General features: G+C 58.7%; 17 protein-coding genes. 14 read left to right on the top strand and 3 right to left on the bottom strand.

Annotation, left to right across the window (positions count from 1 at the left end; translation table 11 throughout):
- The first annotated feature begins 185 nt into the window (after nt 1–185).
- From KZZ06_RS13930 to KZZ06_RS13865, 14 genes are all read left to right on the top strand, one after another.
- Nucleotides 186–2,480: a bifunctional salicylyl-CoA 5-hydroxylase/oxidoreductase gene (locus tag KZZ06_RS13930; protein WP_219580721.1), complete on the top strand. Its 2,295-nt coding sequence runs from the start codon at nt 186–188 to the stop codon at nt 2,478–2,480.
- Nucleotides 2,480–3,199 (top strand): SDR family NAD(P)-dependent oxidoreductase, encoded by a 720-nt coding sequence (locus KZZ06_RS13925; protein ID WP_219580720.1) that lies wholly within the window; start codon nt 2,480–2,482, stop codon nt 3,197–3,199. The genes KZZ06_RS13930 and KZZ06_RS13925 overlap by 1 nt, the downstream gene beginning before the upstream one ends.
- A complete protein-coding gene (locus KZZ06_RS13920; protein ID WP_219580719.1) occupies nt 3,196–3,666 on the top strand; it encodes a MarR family winged helix-turn-helix transcriptional regulator in 471 nt (156 codons plus the stop codon). Before KZZ06_RS13925 ends, KZZ06_RS13920 begins: the two co-directional genes overlap by 4 nt.
- Nucleotides 3,659–4,459 (top strand): enoyl-CoA hydratase family protein, encoded by an 801-nt coding sequence (locus tag KZZ06_RS13915; protein ID WP_219580748.1) that lies wholly within the window; start codon nt 3,659–3,661, stop codon nt 4,457–4,459. Before KZZ06_RS13920 ends, KZZ06_RS13915 begins: the two co-directional genes overlap by 8 nt.
- A 76-nt stretch (nt 4,460–4,535) precedes the next feature.
- Nucleotides 4,536–5,684, top strand: a complete 1,149-nt coding sequence (locus KZZ06_RS13910; protein WP_219580718.1) for an acyl-CoA dehydrogenase family protein — start codon at nt 4,536–4,538, stop codon at nt 5,682–5,684.
- An 11-nt stretch (nt 5,685–5,695) separates the two neighbouring features.
- Complete coding sequence (locus KZZ06_RS13905; protein WP_219580717.1) at nt 5,696–7,312, top strand: AMP-binding protein; 1,617 nt, start codon at nt 5,696–5,698, stop codon at nt 7,310–7,312.
- Nucleotides 7,309–8,136, top strand: a complete 828-nt coding sequence (locus tag KZZ06_RS13900; protein ID WP_308340019.1) for a tryptophan 2,3-dioxygenase family protein — start codon at nt 7,309–7,311, stop codon at nt 8,134–8,136. Before KZZ06_RS13905 ends, KZZ06_RS13900 begins: the two co-directional genes overlap by 4 nt.
- Nucleotides 8,137–9,327, top strand: a complete 1,191-nt coding sequence (gene kynU, locus KZZ06_RS13895; RefSeq protein ID WP_219580716.1) for a kynureninase — start codon at nt 8,137–8,139, stop codon at nt 9,325–9,327.
- 87 nt (nt 9,328–9,414) lie between these two features.
- Nucleotides 9,415–10,554, top strand: a complete 1,140-nt coding sequence (locus tag KZZ06_RS13890) for an ABC transporter substrate-binding protein (RefSeq protein ID WP_219580715.1) — start codon at nt 9,415–9,417, stop codon at nt 10,552–10,554.
- Between the two features lie 84 nt (nt 10,555–10,638).
- A complete protein-coding gene (locus KZZ06_RS13885) occupies nt 10,639–11,556 on the top strand; it encodes a branched-chain amino acid ABC transporter permease (RefSeq protein WP_219580714.1) in 918 nt (305 codons plus the stop codon).
- 1 nt (nt 11,557) lies between these two features.
- Complete coding sequence (locus KZZ06_RS13880; RefSeq protein WP_219580713.1) at nt 11,558–12,541, top strand: branched-chain amino acid ABC transporter permease; 984 nt, start codon at nt 11,558–11,560, stop codon at nt 12,539–12,541.
- Nucleotides 12,534–13,289, top strand: a complete 756-nt coding sequence (locus KZZ06_RS13875) for an ABC transporter ATP-binding protein (RefSeq protein WP_219580712.1) — start codon at nt 12,534–12,536, stop codon at nt 13,287–13,289. Before KZZ06_RS13880 ends, KZZ06_RS13875 begins: the two co-directional genes overlap by 8 nt.
- Nucleotides 13,286–13,975 (top strand): ABC transporter ATP-binding protein, encoded by a 690-nt coding sequence (locus KZZ06_RS13870; protein WP_219580711.1) that lies wholly within the window; start codon nt 13,286–13,288, stop codon nt 13,973–13,975. Before KZZ06_RS13875 ends, KZZ06_RS13870 begins: the two co-directional genes overlap by 4 nt.
- A gap of 24 nt (nt 13,976–13,999) precedes the next feature.
- Nucleotides 14,000–14,401, top strand: a complete 402-nt coding sequence (locus tag KZZ06_RS13865) for a RidA family protein (RefSeq protein ID WP_219580710.1) — start codon at nt 14,000–14,002, stop codon at nt 14,399–14,401.
- Here KZZ06_RS13865 and KZZ06_RS13860 read toward each other — a convergent pair.
- The 3 genes from KZZ06_RS13860 to KZZ06_RS13850 are packed head-to-tail and all read right to left on the bottom strand — an operon-like array spanning nt 14,398 to nt 16,414.
- Nucleotides 14,398–15,189, bottom strand: a complete 792-nt coding sequence (locus KZZ06_RS13860; RefSeq protein ID WP_219580709.1) for an iron chelate uptake ABC transporter family permease subunit — start codon at nt 15,187–15,189, stop codon at nt 14,398–14,400. The genes KZZ06_RS13865 and KZZ06_RS13860 overlap by 4 nt on opposite strands.
- Nucleotides 15,189–15,935, bottom strand: coding sequence for a metal ABC transporter ATP-binding protein (locus KZZ06_RS13855; protein ID WP_219580708.1), 747 nt, complete (start codon nt 15,933–15,935; stop codon nt 15,189–15,191). Before KZZ06_RS13855 ends, KZZ06_RS13860 begins: the two co-directional genes overlap by 1 nt.
- The gene (locus KZZ06_RS13850) at nt 15,932–16,414 is read right to left on the bottom strand and encodes a transcriptional repressor (RefSeq protein WP_219580707.1); all 483 of its coding nucleotides are present in this window, start codon (nt 16,412–16,414) and stop codon (nt 15,932–15,934) included. Before KZZ06_RS13850 ends, KZZ06_RS13855 begins: the two co-directional genes overlap by 4 nt.
- Nucleotides 16,415–16,429 lie beyond the last annotated feature (15 nt).

Genomic DNA, 16,429 nt, shown 5'->3' with positions numbered 1-16,429 from the left:
GGTTTGTGCTGATTAACGTCCGCCCGGTTTCAATTCCGACTGCCTAAAACTCTCAGACGTGCGTAGCGTTGCCATGCAACAAACCCCCGCGTCATGCTGATACTTTAAGATTAAAATATCTATACTTGAAATAATAAACGACTCACTCTACCGTCATGGTTATCGGCAGAATGGGGAATGGCGTTATGCGGGCAATATGTTTGGGTGGTGGGCCTGCGGGGCTATATTTTGCCATCTCTCTGAAACTGCGCCAGCCCGACGCCGATGTGACCGTTCTTGAACGTAACAAGCCTGACGATACCTTTGGTTGGGGCGTGGTTCTGTCCGACGAAACTCTTGATAATCTTGAACAAAATGATCCCGTCAGCGCGGCTGAGATCCGCAGCCATTTCGCCTATTGGGATGATATCGCGCTGCACCACAAGGGGCAGGTGATCACGTCTTCGGGGCATGGGTTTTGCGGGATCGGGCGTAAAAAGCTGTTGCTGATTTTGCAGGACCGCGCACGTGCCCTTGGCGTCAATTTACAGTTCGAAACCGAGGTGAAATCGGCGTCGGCCTATATGGACGACTATGATCTGGTGGTGGCCTGCGACGGGTTGAATTCGAAAACGAGGCTCGAGTTTCAGGATACTTTCAAGCCCGACATTGATGTGCGCCGCTGCCCGTTTGTCTGGATGGGCACGCACCAGAAATTCGACGATGCCTTTACCTTTATCTTTGAAAAAACCGACAAGGGCTGGGTGTGGGTGCACGCCTATCAATTTGACCCTGATACGGCGACCTTCATCGTGGAATGTTCGCAAAAAACCTATGATGCCTTTGGCTTTGGTGAGATGAGCCAGCAAGAATCGATCGCGGTGTGCGAGGAGATTTTCAAGGACCATCTGGGCGGTCACAAGTTGATGACCAACGCGGGTCATATCCGTGGGTCTGCCTGGATCAAATTCCCCCGTGTCCTCTGCGAGAAATGGAGCCATGAGAACGTTGTTCTGCTGGGTGATGCCTCGGCCACCGCGCATTTTTCAATCGGGTCGGGCACCAAGCTGGCGCTGGAATCCGCGATTTCGCTGGCCAAGCATGTGACGGATGATGCCGATCTGAAATCCGCGTTCGCGAAATACGAAGATGCGCGCCGGCTAGAGGTTTTGCGCCTGCAATCGGCTGCGCGCAATTCGGTCGAGTGGTTCGAGGATGTCGAACGCTACCTTGATCTTGATCCGGTGCAGTTGAACTATTCGATGCTGACCCGCAGCCAACGCATCAGCCATGAAAACCTGCGCGAACGTGATCCGCAATGGCTCGGCGGGGCCGAGGCGTGGTTCATGGACCAAGCGGGCGCTGGCACCAATCTGCCCGCCCGTGCGCCGATGTTCGCGCCGTTCCATCTGCGTGATATGACGCTGGAAAACCGCATCGTCGTGTCGCCCATGGCGCAATACAAAGCCGTTGATGGCACGCCGACCGACTGGCATCTGATCCATTATGGCGAACGTGCCAAGGGCGGGGCGGGGCTGGTCTATACCGAAATGACCTGCGTATCTGCCGACGGGCGGATCACGCCAGGCTGTCCGGGGCTGTATGCCCCAGAACACGAGGCCGCGTGGAAGCGGTTGACCGATTTCGTCCATGCGGAAACAGACGCGAAAATCTGCTGCCAGATCGGCCATGCGGGCCGCAAAGGGTCGACGCAAGTTGGATGGGAAACGATGGACGCGCCATTGCCGTCTGGCAACTGGCCGTTGCTGTCAGCCTCGGCGATCCCGTGGTCGGATGAAAACGCGACGCCAAAGGCAATGACCCGCGCCGATATGGATGCGGTGACCGCGCAGTTCGTGGCCGCAGCCGAAATGGCCGACCGCGCAGGGTTTGATATGATCGAACTGCACGCCGCGCATGGCTATCTTATCTCGTCGTTTATCTCTCCGCTGTCGAATACGCGCGATGATGAATATGGCGGGTCCTTGGAAAACCGGATGCGTTATCCGCTTGAGGTGTTCAAAGCCATGCGTGCTGCTTGGCCCGCGGCCAAACCGATGGCGGTGCGTATTTCGGCCAATGATTGGGCGGGCGATGACGGGGTCACACCCGAAGAAGCCGTTGAAATTGCAGCGATGTTTGACGCGGCAGGGGCGGATATTATCGACGTTTCAGCCGGGCAGACCTCGACCCAGGCGAAACCAGTCTACGGCCGCATGTTCCAAACGCCGTTCTCGGACCGGATACGAAACGATGGCGGGATCAAGACGATGGCAGTTGGCAATATATTCGAGGCCGACCACGTAAATTCGATCCTCATGGCGGGGCGCGCCGATCTGGTTTGCCTTGCGCGGGCGCATCTGGCCGATCCCTATTGGACCTTGCATCAGGGGGCCGCAATCGGCGACCGTCAGGCTGTCTGGCCAAAACCCTATGAGGCGGGACGAGATCAGGCGTGGCGAAATGCCGACCGCGCCGCAGAAATGGAAGGGCGTGTTTGATGATTAGAGTACTTGTCACAGGGGGCGGTTCGGGGATAGGGCGCGCGATTGCACGGCATTTTGCGAACGACGGTGCCGATGTCACCATCGTGGGCCGCAGGATGGATGCATTGCAGGAAACCGACGGCGGCCGTGGCATGACCTGCCGCACCTTGGATGTGACCGACGAGACATCGGTTCAGGCGCTGTTCGACGCGCCGTTCGATATCGTAATTGCCAACGCAGGTGCCGGCAAATCCGCCAAGCTGCGCGATATGACGCTTGCCGACTGGAAATCGACACTGGACGTGAACCTGACCGGCACATTCCTGACCTTCCGCGCCGCATTGGCGGGGATGCAGGCAGGGGGGCGGCTGATTGCCATCGCCTCGACCGCTGGTTTGCAGGGCGGGCCCAATATCTCCGCTTATGTGGCGGCAAAGCACGGGGTGATCGGGCTGGTGCGTGCACTGGCCAAGGAGGTCGCCCGTGACGACATCACCTGCAACGCGGTCTGCCCGGGTTTCGTGGATACTGATATGGGGCAGGCGGCGGTGACCAACGTCATGACCCGCTTTGATATCCCCCGCGAAAAGGCGGAAAAGATGGTGTTGGGCGGCAACCCGATGCGGCGCATGATCACCACAGACGAAGTCGTGGCGGCCGTGGCATTCCTTGCCTCGCCCGGCGCGTCGATGGTGAATGGCCACGCGTTGTCGGTGTCGGGCGGCGAGATTTGAGCACCCCCTCTAAAGACCGGCTGCGCCTGTGGCTGCGCCTGCTGGGTCTGACCCGTCACGTTGACGGGCACCTGCGTGATAAACTGCGGCTTGAATTCAAAACCACCTTGCCGCGTTTCGATGTGATGGCCGCCTTGTCGCGCCACCCCGAAGGTCTGAAAATGAGCCAGCTTTCAGGCGTGTTGCGGGTGTCCAACGGGAATGTCACAGGCATTGCGGATCGCTTGGCCGAGGAAGGTCTGGTGGAACGCGTGCCAGTGCCGGGGGATCGCCGTGCCATGATCTTGCGGCTGACGCCGGCGGGCAACGTCGAATTCGCACAACAGGCCACCGCCCATGAGGGCTGGATCAACGATATGTTGCACGGCATCAGCGCGGCAGATGCCCGCCTGATGGCCGCGCAACTGATAGCGGTGGCGCAAGCTGCTGAGAATAAGGAAGAAATAAATGACCCAAGCCATGCGTAGCGACGTGAAACATTTTCTTTGCGAGATCAAAGACGGCATCGCGACAGTGCGCCTTGACCGCCCTGACCGCAAAAACCCGCTGACCTTTGACAGCTATGCAGAGCTGCGCGACTGGTTTCGGGATCTGGTCTATGCAGATGACGTGGATGTGGTGATTTTCGGGTCGAACGGCGGGAATTTCAGCTCGGGCGGGGATGTGCATGACATCATCGGGCCGCTGACCCGCATGAACATGAAAGACATGCTGCGCTTTACCCGGATGACCGGCGATCTGGTCAAGGCCATCGTGAACTGCGGCAAGCCGGTGATCGCGGCGGTGGATGGAGTTTGTGTCGGTGCCGGGGCGATCATCGCCATGGCGTCCGACCTGAGACTGGCTACACCCGAGGCCAAGACGGCGTTTCTGTTCACCCGTGTCGGCCTTGCGGGCTGTGACATGGGGGCCTGCGCGATCCTGCCCCGTGTGATCGGACAAACCCGCGCGGCAGAGCTGCTTTATACCGGGCGGTCCATGTCTGCGGATGAGGGCGAACGCTGGGGCTTTTTCAACCGTCTGGTGTCAGGGGACGCGCTGGAGGCGGATGCCTTGGCGCTGGCGCAGCAAATCCAGTCGGGGCCGAACTTTGCCCATATGATGACCAAGACGATGCTGGCGCAGGAATGGTCGATGTCGATTGAACAGGCGATCGAGGCCGAGGCGCAGGCGCAGGCGATCTGCATGCAAACCGGCGATTTCGAGCGCGCCTATAACGCTTTTGTCGCCAAGCAGCGGCCCGTGTTCGAGGGGAACTGAACGGTGGTGCTTGATGTGAGGACGGGAGCCTCCGGCGGGAGTTTATTTGGCAAAATGAAAAGAGGGGTGGTGCGCGATGTCTGATCGCAGTTTTCTGGATTGGCCGTTTTTTGAGGATCGGCATCGGGCCTTGGCGGATGATTTGGACGCTTGGGCAGCAGGCGCTTTGGCTGGCGTGGATCATAACGATACCGATGCAGCATGCCGATCGCTGGTCGCGATGTTGGGCGCGGGCGGTTGGTTGCAGTATTCGGGCGCGCAAGCAGGCGAAACGCTAGATGTGCGCAGCTTGTGTCTGATCCGCGAAACATTGGCGCGCCATGACGGGCTGGCTGATTTTGCCTTTGCAATGCAGGGGCTTGGGACGGGGGCCATCAGTCTGTTCGGCACGCCGGAACAGCAGGCCGAATGGTTGCCAAAGACCCGTTCGGGTGCCGCGATTTCAGCCTTTGCTTTGACGGAACCGCAATCCGGGTCTGACGTTGCCAATTCGACAATGACAGCCGTGCGTGACGGTGATGCGTATATCCTGAATGGCGAGAAAACCTGGATATCGAATGGTGGCATCGCGGATGTATACACGTTGTTTGCGAGAACTGGCGAGGCCCCCGGAGCGCGTGGATTGTCGGCATTTATCTTGCCCGCGGGTTTGCCGGGCTTCGAGATTGCCGAGCGGTTGCAGGTGATCGCGCCGCATCCCTTGGCGACGTTGCGTTTTACCGATTGTCGGGTGCCAGCGTCTGCAATGTTGGGCGCGCCGGGGCAGGGGTTTGCCATTGCGATGTCGGTGCTGGATGTGTTCCGGTCAACGGTTGCGGCGGCTGCCTTGGGGTTTGCCCGCCGGGCGTTGGACGAGGCGCTGCAACGGGTAACCGCGCGTCAGGTGCAGGGCAAACCACTGGCGGATTTGCAGATGGTACAGGGCCATATCGCGGATATGGCGGTGGATGTTGATGCGTCAGCGTTGCTGATTTACCGCGCGGCGTGGCTGAAAGATCAGGGCGCGCCACGGGTCACCCGCGAGGCCGCGATGGCCAAGCTGTTTGCCACCGATCACGCGCAACTGGTGATCGATAAGGCGGTGCAACTGTTTGGGGGCGACGGGGTGCGCCACGGTATGATGGTGGAAAGCCTGTACCGCGAAATCAGAGCGTTGCGCATTTATGAAGGCGCATCAGACGTGCAGCGGGTTGTGATTGCGCGTCAAACCATTGGTGCGATGTAGAGGATTTAGGTATGCAACCGTCAGGACATGTCGATAGCTTTTCACGGGATAATTTGCCGCCAATGCAAAGCTGGCCGGAGCTGTTGTTAGAGGGGTTTGACTATCCTGATCGGTTGAATGTCGCCGTCGAACTTACTGATAAAATGGTTGAAAAGGGATTTGCTGATTACACCGCCTTGATCGGAAACGGGCGCAGGCGCAGCTATAAAGAGATGGCCGACTGGACCAACAAACTGGCGCGCGCGATGGTTGAAAACCTAGGGGTGAAGCCGGGCAACCGGGTTTTGATCCGGTCGGCGAACAACCCTGCGATGGTCGCGTGTTGGTTGGCCGCGACCAAGGCGGGTGCCGTGGTGGTGAACACAATGCCGATGCTGCGCGCCGGAGAGTTAACGGCAATCGTCGACAAAGCCGAGATCAGCCACGCGATATGCGACACGCGGTTAATGGACGAAATGACGGCCTGCGCGAAAACCTCCCGGTTTTTGAAATCTGTGGTCGGGTTCGATGGGACCAGCAACCATGATGCTGAGCTTGACCGGCTTGCGCTGGAAAAACCTGTTCAATTTCAGTCGGTTGATACGGCTGTTGATGATGTGGCCTTGCTCGGCTTTACCTCGGGGACGACGGGCAGTCCCAAGGCGACAATGCACTTTCACCGGGACTTGCTGATTATCGCAGACGGCTATGCGCGCGAGGTTCTGAACGTCACGCCTGACGACGTTTTCGTCGGATCGCCGCCTTTGGCGTTTACCTTTGGCTTGGGCGGGTTGGCGATATTTCCGTTGCGATTTGGTGCGGCAGCCACATTGCTGGAAACGGCCTCACCGCCGAACATGATTGAAATAATTGAGAAATACAAAGCAACCGTGTGTTTTACCGCCCCCACGGCATATCGTGCGATGCTGGTGGCGATGGACGGCGGTGCCGATCTGTCCAGCCTACGCGCTGCCGTCAGCGCGGGGGAGACCTTGCCCGCGCCTGTTTACCACGAGTGGCAGGAAAAAACCGGCAAGCCGATGCTGGACGGGATTGGCGCGACCGAGATGTTGCATATCTTTATTTCGAACCGTTTTGATGACCATCGGGCCGCCTGCACGGGCAAGCCTGTCACGGGCTACCGGGTCAAGGTGGTCGACGAGGCTGGCACAGAATTGCCGCGCGGGGATGTGGGGCGGTTGGCGGTGCAAGGGCCCACCGGGTGTCGCTATCTGGCGGATGATCGGCAGGCGGTTTACGTCAAAGACGGTTGGAACATCACCGGCGACAGCTTTAGTATGGACGAGGACGGATACCTGCATTTCGCCGCACGCAACGATGACATGATCATTTCGTCAGGCTATAATATCGCAGGCCCCGAGGTCGAAGCGGCACTGCTGGCACACCCCTTTGTTTTGGAATGTGCTGTGGTCGCAAAGCCTGATGAACAGCGCGGATCGATCGTGCAGGCGCATATCGTTCTGAGGGAAGATGTGCCAATAAATGAAAATACAATCAAGCTGTTGCAGGATCATGTTAAAGCGACCATTGCACCGTTTAAATATCCACGAGACGTTCAATTTATCGATGCATTGCCAAAGACTGCGACCGGCAAGATACAGCGTTTTGCGCTAAGGGAAAAACAGTGAGTAGTTTTGACGAAGCCTCAAAAGGGGCGAAAATGGATTTTGCCAAGGACATGTCCTATGGCGATTATCTGGGGCTTGATGCGATCCTGTCGTCGCAACACCCGCTAAGTGACGCCCATGACGAGATGCTGTTCATCGTGCAGCATCAGACGTCCGAACTGTGGATGCGGCTGGCCATTCATGAGCTGCAAGCGGCCCGCAAGGTGATGCTGACCGATGATTTGGCCTCGGCGTTCAAGATGCTGTCGCGGGTGGCACGGATCTTTGAACAGCTCAACAATGCGTGGGATGTGCTGCGCACGATGACCCCCAGCGAATACACAGCCTTTCGGCCGTCCTTGGGCAATTCCAGCGGGTTTCAGTCGCACCAATACCGGCTGGTCGAATATCTGCTGGGCAACCGCAACGGGGCGCTGATGCAGGTGCACAAACATAAACCCGACGCGCTAAAGGCGCTGCAAGACGAGTTGGCCCAGCCCAGCTTGTATCAGGTGGCCATCACCCATCTGTGCAAGGGCTTTGGCCATGTGAATCTGGCAGGCGAGCCGGGCAAAACCAATTGGGATGCGCAACCCGACGTGCAAGACTTGTGGCAGCAAGTCTATGAAAACCCGTCGAAATATTGGGCACTGTACGAGCTGGCGGAAAAGCTGGTCGATCTTGAAGATTACTTTCGCCGCTGGCGCTTTAACCACGTCACCACCGTCGAGCGGATCATCGGGTTCAAGCGCGGTACGGGGGGCACAAATGGCGTTGCCTATCTGCGCAAAATGCTTGAAGTCGAACTTTTTCCGGAACTATGGCACGTGAGAGGAGCCCTGTAAGTGGCTGATATTTTGAATAAAGCGGCGTTCTTTCTGCCCGAAGGTGTGATCTATCTGGATGGCAATTCGCTGGGTCCACTACCGCGCGCCGTGCCTGCGCGGGTGCAGGCGATGATGGCTGATGAATGGGGCGAAATGCTGATCCGCGGCTGGAACAAGGCCGATTGGATGGCGCAGCCCAGCCGCGTTGGCAATATGGTCGCCCGCATCATTGGCGCGCCGGACGGGTCCGTCGTGATGGGCGACACCCTGTCGATCAAGGTGTTTCAGGCGCTGTCATCGGGCCTGAAACTGCGTAAAGATCGCCGTGTAATCCTAAGCGATAACGGGAATTTTCCGTCTGACCTTTATATGGCCGAAGGGCTGGTGAAGCTGTTGGAGCAGGGGTACGAACTGCGCACGGTTCCCCCCGAAGAGGTCATGGAGGCGATCAGCGAAGACGTCGCTGTGGTGATGTTGACCGAGGTCGATTACCGCACAGGCCGCATGCATGACATGAAGACGGTCACGGAATTGGCCCAGGCCAAAGGGGCCGTGATGGTGTGGGATCTTGCGCATTCTGCTGGCGCGCTGCCCGTGGATATGACCGCCTCGAACGCGGAATTTGCCGTGGGCTGTACCTATAAATATCTTAACGGTGGACCGGGCGCGCCGGGCTTTATCTATGTGCGCCCTGATCTTGCGGACGCCGTTGAACCCGCGCTGGCAGGGTGGCTTGGGCACCGTCAACCGTTTGAATTTGATCTGAATTATGCCCCGGGAAACGGGATCGAACGGATGCGGGTGGGCACGCCCCCCGTGATCCAACTGACCGCACTTGAGGTCGCGATGGAGCTGTGGGCCGACGTTGATATGAACGATCTGCGCGCCGCGTCTATCGCGCTTCAGGAACAATTCATCGCGGAAATCGAACGCGACGTGCCCGCGCTGACGCTGGCCAGCCCACGCGATGCCACGATACGCGGATCGCAGGTGTCGTGGCGGTTTGAACATGGCTATGCGGCTATGCAGGCGGTGATTGACCGCGGCGTGATCGGTGATTTCCGTGCGCCCGACATCATGCGCTTTGGCTTTACGCCGCTCTATATCGACAGCGCTGATGTGTCCGCAGCGGTCAGGGTTATTGCTGACGTAATGAACAATAATCTTTGGGATACCGACGCGTACAAGGTGAAATCACGGGTCACTTAAGGCGCTGCTTGACCGCTGCGCCACATGCGTCACTGTAGAATTATCAAACGAGCCCAAAAAGAGGCTCACACATCAAGGGAGACTACAATGAAACTAAGAACACTAATTGCTGCGGCCTCGATCGCGGCGCTTGGCGCGGGCATGGCCTATGCCGATGGCAGCAAGGTCAAGGTTGGCATGATCACAACACTGTCTGGTGGTGGTGCGGGCCTTGGCATTGACGTGCGCGACGGCTTTGTGCTTGCGGCCAAGGGCAACGATAATCTGGAACTGGTGATCGAAGATGACCAGCGTAAACCGGATATCGCGGTGCAATTGACCGACAAGCTGATCCAGTCCGAAAAGGTCGACGTTTTGACCGGGATCATCTGGTCCAACCTTGCCATGGCCGTGGTGCCCGCCGCGACGGCACAGGGAAAATTCTATCTTTCCCCGAACGCGGGCCCGTCCGCGTTGGCCGGCAAAGGGTGCAGCCCGCTGTACTTTAACGTCGCTTGGCAAAACGACGCCTTCTATGAGGCAGGCGGTATGTGGGCCAGCGATAATGGCATCGAGAAGGTTTTCCTGATGGCCCCGAACTATCCGGCGGGCACAGATGGTATGAATGGGTTCAAACGCACCTTTAAGGGCGAGGTCGTGGGCGAGGTTTACACCAAATTGGGCCAGACAGACTATGCCGCCGAAATTGCACAAATCCGCGCATCAGACGCCGATACGGTCTATTTCTTCCTGCCCGGCGGCATGGGAATTTCATTTATGAAACAATTTGCCGGTTCAGGCGTTGAGAAAAATGTGATGGGTCCGGCGTTCAGCTTTGACCAAGGTATCTTGGGCGCGATTGGCGATGCGGCACTGGGCGTCAAGAACACATCGCACTGGTCCAAAGACATCGACAACGCGGCGAACAAGAAATTCGTTGCAGACTTCCAAGCCGAGTATGGCCGCCTGCCATCGCTTTATGCGGCGCAGGGATATGACACCGCACTATTGTTGCAAAGCGCAATGGGCAAGGCAGATGTCAAGGACGCGGCCGCGTTCCAAGCCGCATTGGAAGAAGCCGATTTTGCATCGGTACGGGGTGATTTCGCATTCGCGCCAAACCACCACCCGATCCAGGATATCTACATGCGCGAGGTCATCAAAGAGGGTGATGTCGTGACAAACAAGATCATCGGCGTGGCGTCCAGCGACCACCAAGACGTCTATGGTGCTGACTGCAAAATGTAATCTAATCCGCTGCGCCGGTGTTCACTGGCGCAGCGTGTTCTGGCAGATCGCCCCCTGCAAGAGTTACCTAAGGAACGCCCCCTTATGTCGACGATATTATTGATCGAACAGGTCCTGAACGGGCTTCAGTTCGGTGTGATGCTATTCCTGATGGCTGCCGGCTTGACCCTGATTTTCGGCGTTATGGGCCTGATCAATCTGGCCCACGGATCGCTGTATATGGTTGGTGCGTTTGCTGCCGCTGCTGTCGCGGGATGGACCGGGTCTTTTGCCTTGGCGTTGGTGGCTGCGCTGGCCGCATCCGCTACGGCGGGGGCATTGGTTGAATTGCTGGTGATCCGGCGTCTGTATGACCGCGATCATCTGGACCAAGTGCTTGCCACCTTTGCATTAATTTTGATTTTCTCCGAAGGGACGCGCTGGCTGTTTGGGTCGTTTCCGCTGTTCTTGGACGTACCCGCAGCGCTGGCCGGGCCGATCATGCTGCCGGGGGGCATTCTATATCCGCTGTATCGTTTGGTGATTATCGGCGTCGGCCTGTTAGTCGCCGCCGGAGTTTTCTGGCTGATCGCGAAAACGCGCATCGGCATCCAGATCCGCGCAGGCGAGGCTGACCGCGAGATGATCGCCGCCTTGGGCATTGATATCTCAAAGCTTTATACGATGGTTTTTGCCCTTGGCGCGGCCCTTGCCGGGCTTGCTGGCGCGCTGGTGGGTGCAATCCAGTCGGTGCAGGTCGGGATGGGTGAACCGGTTTTGATCCTTGCTTTTGTGGTGATCGTGATTGGCGGCATCGGATCGATCAAGGGGGCGCTGGTCGGGTCGATCCTTGTGGGGCTGACCGACACGTTGGGCGGCGTGCTGCTGCCGCCGCTTTTCGCGACCTTTATGCCCGCATCATCGGCCACATCTGTCGGGTCGGCGGTCGCGTCAATGGCGATCTATATCTTGATGGTTGGGGTGTTGCTGTTCAAACCCTCCGGCCTGTTTGGAGGGAAGTAACATGACCCGCGAAACCCTTTTGAACATTGTATTATTCGCGATCCTGCCCACCACGGCGCTGGTCGCATTTGCCCTGGACGAGCCGTTTATTATCACCTTGGCGACCAAGGCGGCAATCCTTGCATTGGCGGGCGTTGGCCTGAACATCGCACTGGGTCTGGGCGGGTTGGTCAGCTTTGGGCACGCGGCGTTTTTCGGGTTGGGGGGCTATGCCATGGGCATTCTTGCCAGCCACGCCCAAAGCTATACGCCGCTGATGGAAACCCCGTTTCTGATCGAAGGCACCAAATCGATGCTGGTGATCTGGGGCGTGGCGATTGTCGCGTCGGCGCTTGCCGCGCTTGCGATTGGCGCGCTTAGCCTGCGCACGACGGGCGTTTACTTTATCATGATCACGCTCGCCTTTGGTCAGATGCTCTATTACTTCGCGATCTCTTGGCCGGCTTATGGGGGCGAGGATGGGCTATCTATCTATGTTCGCAATGATTTTCCGGGGTTGAATACCCTTGATCCGATCCAGTTCTTTGCCATCGCCTTTGGCATTCTGGCCATCGTTCTGTTTGGCGCGGGCCGTCTGGCCAAGGCACGTTTTGGTCTGGCGCTGTCGGCGGCACGGCAAAACGCCGAACGGGTTGAAACCGTGGGCCTGACCCCGTTTCGCCTCCGTCTGGTGGCCTTTGTGATTTCAGGTGCCGTTACCGGGTTGGCCGGGGCGCTGTTTGCCGATCTTAACCGTTTCGTCAGTCCCACCATGTTCAGCTGGCATACCAGCGGAGAGATCATGGTGTTTGTCATCTTGGGCGGGGTCGGACGGCTGTTTGGCCCTGTGGCCGGGGCGGCGCTGTATATCTTGCTCGAACACACATTAGGCGGGCTAAGCGAGTTTTGGCACGTTTATCTGGGGCTGCTTTTGCTGCTGGTTGTGTTGTTTGCACGCGGCGGCCTGATTGGCACGATTGCAGGGCGCGAGGTGGCACATGACTGATCCATTGTTAAAGCTGTCACACCTGAACAAAAGCTTTGGCGCGCTGAAGGCGACGGATGATGTGTCGTTGACGTTGGTGCGGGGGGAAATCCACGCGCTGATCGGCCCGAACGGGGCGGGTAAATCGACGTTGATCAAACAGATCGCGGGCGGTTTGCGCTCTGACAGCGGGACGGTTGAATTTGCGGGCCGCGATGTGACGCACTTGGGCACAGTACCGCGCGCGCGGGCCGGGCTGGGGCGCACGTTCCAGATTTCATCGCTGGCGATGGAATATACGGTGCTGCAAAACACCGTTTTGGGCGCATTGGGCCATGATGGTGGCGTGATGCGTTTCTTTCGCCCGGTGATGAAGGACCGCGCGTTGGTCGATCGCGGAATGGCCGCGCTGGAACGCGTCGGGCTGGCCGATCAGGCCGCCAAACGGACCGCCGATCTGTCCCACGGCCAACGTCGCCTGCTTGAGGTTGCCGTGGCCCTGACGCTCGAACCCAAGGTATTCTTGATGGATGAGCCGATGGCGGGGCTGGGTGCATCGGGGTCAAAACGGCTGACCGGGTTCCTGGACGCGCTGCGGGCGCAGGCCCCGATTTTGTTGGTCGAACATGATATGGATGCAGTTTTCGCCCTTGCGGATCGGATCAGCGTTTTGGTCTACGGGCAGGTGATTGCCACGGGCACTGCTGACGAAATCAAACGCGACCCCACCGTCCGCGAGGCCTATCTGGGTGCGGAGGATGCGGTATGAGCATGTTGGAACTCAAAGGCATTACAGCGTCTTACGGCCCGTCCCAAGCGTTATTCGGCGTCGATCTGACGCTTGAGGCCGGCGAGGTTTGCGCGCTGATGGGCCGCAATGGCATGGGCAAATCCACAACGATCAAAGTCATCTGCCGGATGCTAAAACAATCCGCTGGCACCGTGCATTTCAATGGCCGCGATCTGGGTCCGTTGCCCAGCTACAAGGCGGCGCAGGCCGGGCTGGGGTTGGTCCCCGAGGGGCGGCGTTGTTTTGGCCCGCTTACCGTTTATGAAAACCTGATTGCCGCCGCGCGCCCCGGCGCGTGGGATTTTGACAGGGTATGCGCCTTGTTTCCGCGTTTGGGCGAACGCGTCGATCAGGTTGCGGCGTCGCTGTCGGGGGGCGAACAGCAAATGCTGGCAATTGGCCGCGCCTTGATGACAAACCCGACATTGCTGATGCTGGACGAGGCCACCGAAGGGCTGGCCCCCGTCGTGCGTCAGGAAATCTGGGCTGCTGTCGCCACGCTCAAGCGTGACTCTGGACTGGCATTGCTGGTTGTCGATAAATCACTGGCCGAATTGCGACAGGTCGCAGACCGTGCCGTTATACTGGAACGCGGCGCTTCTGTCTGGTCGGGGCGTATGGATGCCCTCGATGCCGCTGTTGCCGATCAATATCTTGGCGTCTAAGCGCCTGTCTGAAAAGGAAAACAAATGTCTCATCAAGTGATCCAGCCCGAAGGTTGGGCCCCGGCCAAAGGCTATGCCAACGGGATGCTCAGCGCGGACGGGCATCTGTTTGTCGGCGGCCAGATCGGGTGGACGGCAGATCAAAAATTCGAGGCACATGATTTCATTGGCCAGATGAAGCAGGCGTTACGCAATATCCGCGACGTGGTCGAAGCCGCAGGCGGTGTGCCCGAAGATATCATGCGCCTGACGTGGTATGTAACGGATAAGGCTGAATATCTGGCCGCTCAAGCCGAAGTCGGCCGCGCCTACCGCGAGGTGATGGGGCGGCATTTTCCAGCGATGGCAATGGTCGTCGTCGCGGGTCTGATCGAGGATGAAGCCCGCGTCGAGATCGAAGCAACTGCCGTTATTTCAAAGGGCTAGCGCCGAAAGACCGCTGCCAGCCCTGTTGATGCTGCAAACAGAACAGCGGCGACGCTGACCATGCTGGGTCCGGTGGGCGTGTCAAATGCGAATGACGCGGCCAACCCGCCCAAGGTCGAGATCATGCCAATCACGGCGGCGGTAATCGCCATCGTTTCAGGGCTACGTGAAAACGGGCGTGCGGTGGCGGCAGGGATGATTAGCATCGCCGCAATCAACAACGCGCCCACGACCTTCAATGCGACCGCGACCGTGACAGCAAGGGCCAGCGTCAGGATCAGTTGTTCGCGTTTGGGGTTCAGCCCGCTTGCGGTGGCCAGATCGGGGTTGAGGGTCGCAGACAACAACGCCTGCCAACGCCAGACCAACAGCGCGATAGATACCGTAGCACCGCCCCAGATCACGGCCAGATCACCCTTAGTCACCGCCAGAATTTCCCCGAAAAGATAGGCGCTTAGGTCGACCCGTTGGTTGGGCAACAGGGACACGGCGACCAGACCAATGGCCAGTGCCCCATGGGCCAGAACCCCCAGCAAGGCGTCTGTGCTGACATTACGCCCGTTCAGCGTGGCGACAATCACCGCCATGGCCAAGGCGACAACCAATACCCCAGCGAAAACCGGCAAATCCAGTGACAGCGCCAGCGCAACCCCCAACAGCGCCGCGTGCGATGTTGCATCGCCGAAATAGGCCATGCGCCGCCATACTACAAAGCACCCCAAAGGGGCTGCCGCCAGTGCCACGCCAACGCCTGCAAGGGCGGCGCGCAGTAGAAAATCATCCAGCATTAGTGATCCCCGTCGCAGTGAGTGTGGTCATGATCGTGGTCATGTGAATGGGTGTGTTCGTGCCGGTACAGGGCAAAGGCCCCTTGGGTTCCGGTCCCGAACAGGGCGCGGTATTCGGGGGCGTCGGCGACAATCTCGGGGGTGCCTTCGCAGCAGACATGCCCGTTCAGGCACACCACACGGTCCGACGCGGCCATGACCACGTGCAAATCGTGGCTGACCATCAGCACAGCACAGCCCATATCACGACGGACGTCTTCGATCTGACGGTAAAATGCGGCAGCGCCGGGTTGGTCCAGCCCTTGGGTCGCCTCGTCCAAAATCAGAATGTCGGGGGTATTCAGCAAGGCGCGGGCCAGCAGAACCCGTTGAAATTGCCCACCGGAAAGATCGACCATCTGACGTTTCGCCAGATCGCCGACACCAGCCTTTTTCAAAGCATCCTCAACAACAGCGCGGGGCTGGCGATTTGGCAGGTTCAGAAATCCATGAACGGTCAGCGGCAAGGTGGCATCAATTTGCAGCTTTTGCGGCACATATCCGATGCGCAGGCCTTCGGCGCGGGTCACTGTACCGCTGGCGGGCTTCAACGCGCCGATCAGGGCGCGCAGCAGGCTGGATTTGCCCGACCCGTTCGGGCCGACGATGGTCACAATTTCACCGCGGTTGATGGCGATATTCACGTTCTTCAGAACGGTTTGACCGTCCAGAACAAGGGTCAGGTTATGCGTTGAAATAAGGCTCATGCGGCATCCTGCGGCTGGCACGCAGGGCAGAGGCCTTGGGCCTCGACGACGGTGTGTTCGATGTGGAAACCGGCAGCGCGGGCTGCTTTGCCAAGACGCCCTTGGGTCAGTGTCGTGTCGCTTTCGGCAACCGACTGACAACTGCGACAGATTAGAAAGGCGGGCGTGTGATCCTGACCCAGATGGGCGCAGGCGGTATAGGCATTCAGCGCCTCGATCCGGTGGGCGAACCCGGCTTTGACCAGAAAATCAAGCGCGCGATAGGCGACAGGGGGCTGGGTACCCAGCCCTTCAACAGACAGATGCCCCAAGATATCATAGGCCCCAAGCGCACGATGTTCGGCCAGCAGCAGTTCCAAGACCCGGCGGCGCACGGGTGTAAGCCGCAGATCAAGGGCGGCACAGCGGCTTTCTGCCTTGGCCATGGTGTCGTTGACACAGGCGTGGTGATCGTGGGTTTCAAATCCGATGGTGGTCATTTTGCCTCCGCTGCA

Origin of the sequence: Sulfitobacter sp. CW3, from assembly GCF_019392245.1 — a bacterium.
Taxonomy (GTDB): Bacteria; Pseudomonadota; Alphaproteobacteria; order Rhodobacterales; family Rhodobacteraceae; genus Sulfitobacter.
This window is presented reverse-complemented; position numbering and strand designations above follow the sequence as displayed.

Coding starts and splice junctions, on each gene's coding strand:
- KZZ06_RS13930 (WP_219580721.1), top strand. CDS start 186: ATGCGGGCAATATGTTTGGGTGGTGGGCCTGCGGGGCTATATTTTGCC.
- KZZ06_RS13925 (WP_219580720.1), top strand. CDS start 2,480: ATGATTAGAGTACTTGTCACAGGGGGCGGTTCGGGGATAGGGCGCGCG.
- KZZ06_RS13915 (WP_219580748.1), top strand. CDS start 3,659: ATGCGTAGCGACGTGAAACATTTTCTTTGCGAGATCAAAGACGGCATC.
- KZZ06_RS13910 (WP_219580718.1), top strand. CDS start 4,536: ATGTCTGATCGCAGTTTTCTGGATTGGCCGTTTTTTGAGGATCGGCAT.
- KZZ06_RS13905 (WP_219580717.1), top strand. CDS start 5,696: ATGCAACCGTCAGGACATGTCGATAGCTTTTCACGGGATAATTTGCCG.
- KZZ06_RS13890 (WP_219580715.1), top strand. CDS start 9,415: ATGAAACTAAGAACACTAATTGCTGCGGCCTCGATCGCGGCGCTTGGC.
- KZZ06_RS13885 (WP_219580714.1), top strand. CDS start 10,639: ATGTCGACGATATTATTGATCGAACAGGTCCTGAACGGGCTTCAGTTC.
- KZZ06_RS13880 (WP_219580713.1), top strand. CDS start 11,558: ATGACCCGCGAAACCCTTTTGAACATTGTATTATTCGCGATCCTGCCC.
- KZZ06_RS13875 (WP_219580712.1), top strand. CDS start 12,534: ATGACTGATCCATTGTTAAAGCTGTCACACCTGAACAAAAGCTTTGGC.
- KZZ06_RS13870 (WP_219580711.1), top strand. CDS start 13,286: ATGAGCATGTTGGAACTCAAAGGCATTACAGCGTCTTACGGCCCGTCC.
- KZZ06_RS13865 (WP_219580710.1), top strand. CDS start 14,000: ATGTCTCATCAAGTGATCCAGCCCGAAGGTTGGGCCCCGGCCAAAGGC.
- KZZ06_RS13860 (WP_219580709.1), bottom strand. CDS start 15,189: ATGCTGGATGATTTTCTACTGCGCGCCGCCCTTGCAGGCGTTGGCGTG.
- KZZ06_RS13855 (WP_219580708.1), bottom strand. CDS start 15,935: ATGAGCCTTATTTCAACGCATAACCTGACCCTTGTTCTGGACGGTCAA.
- KZZ06_RS13850 (WP_219580707.1), bottom strand. CDS start 16,414: ATGACCACCATCGGATTTGAAACCCACGATCACCACGCCTGTGTCAAC.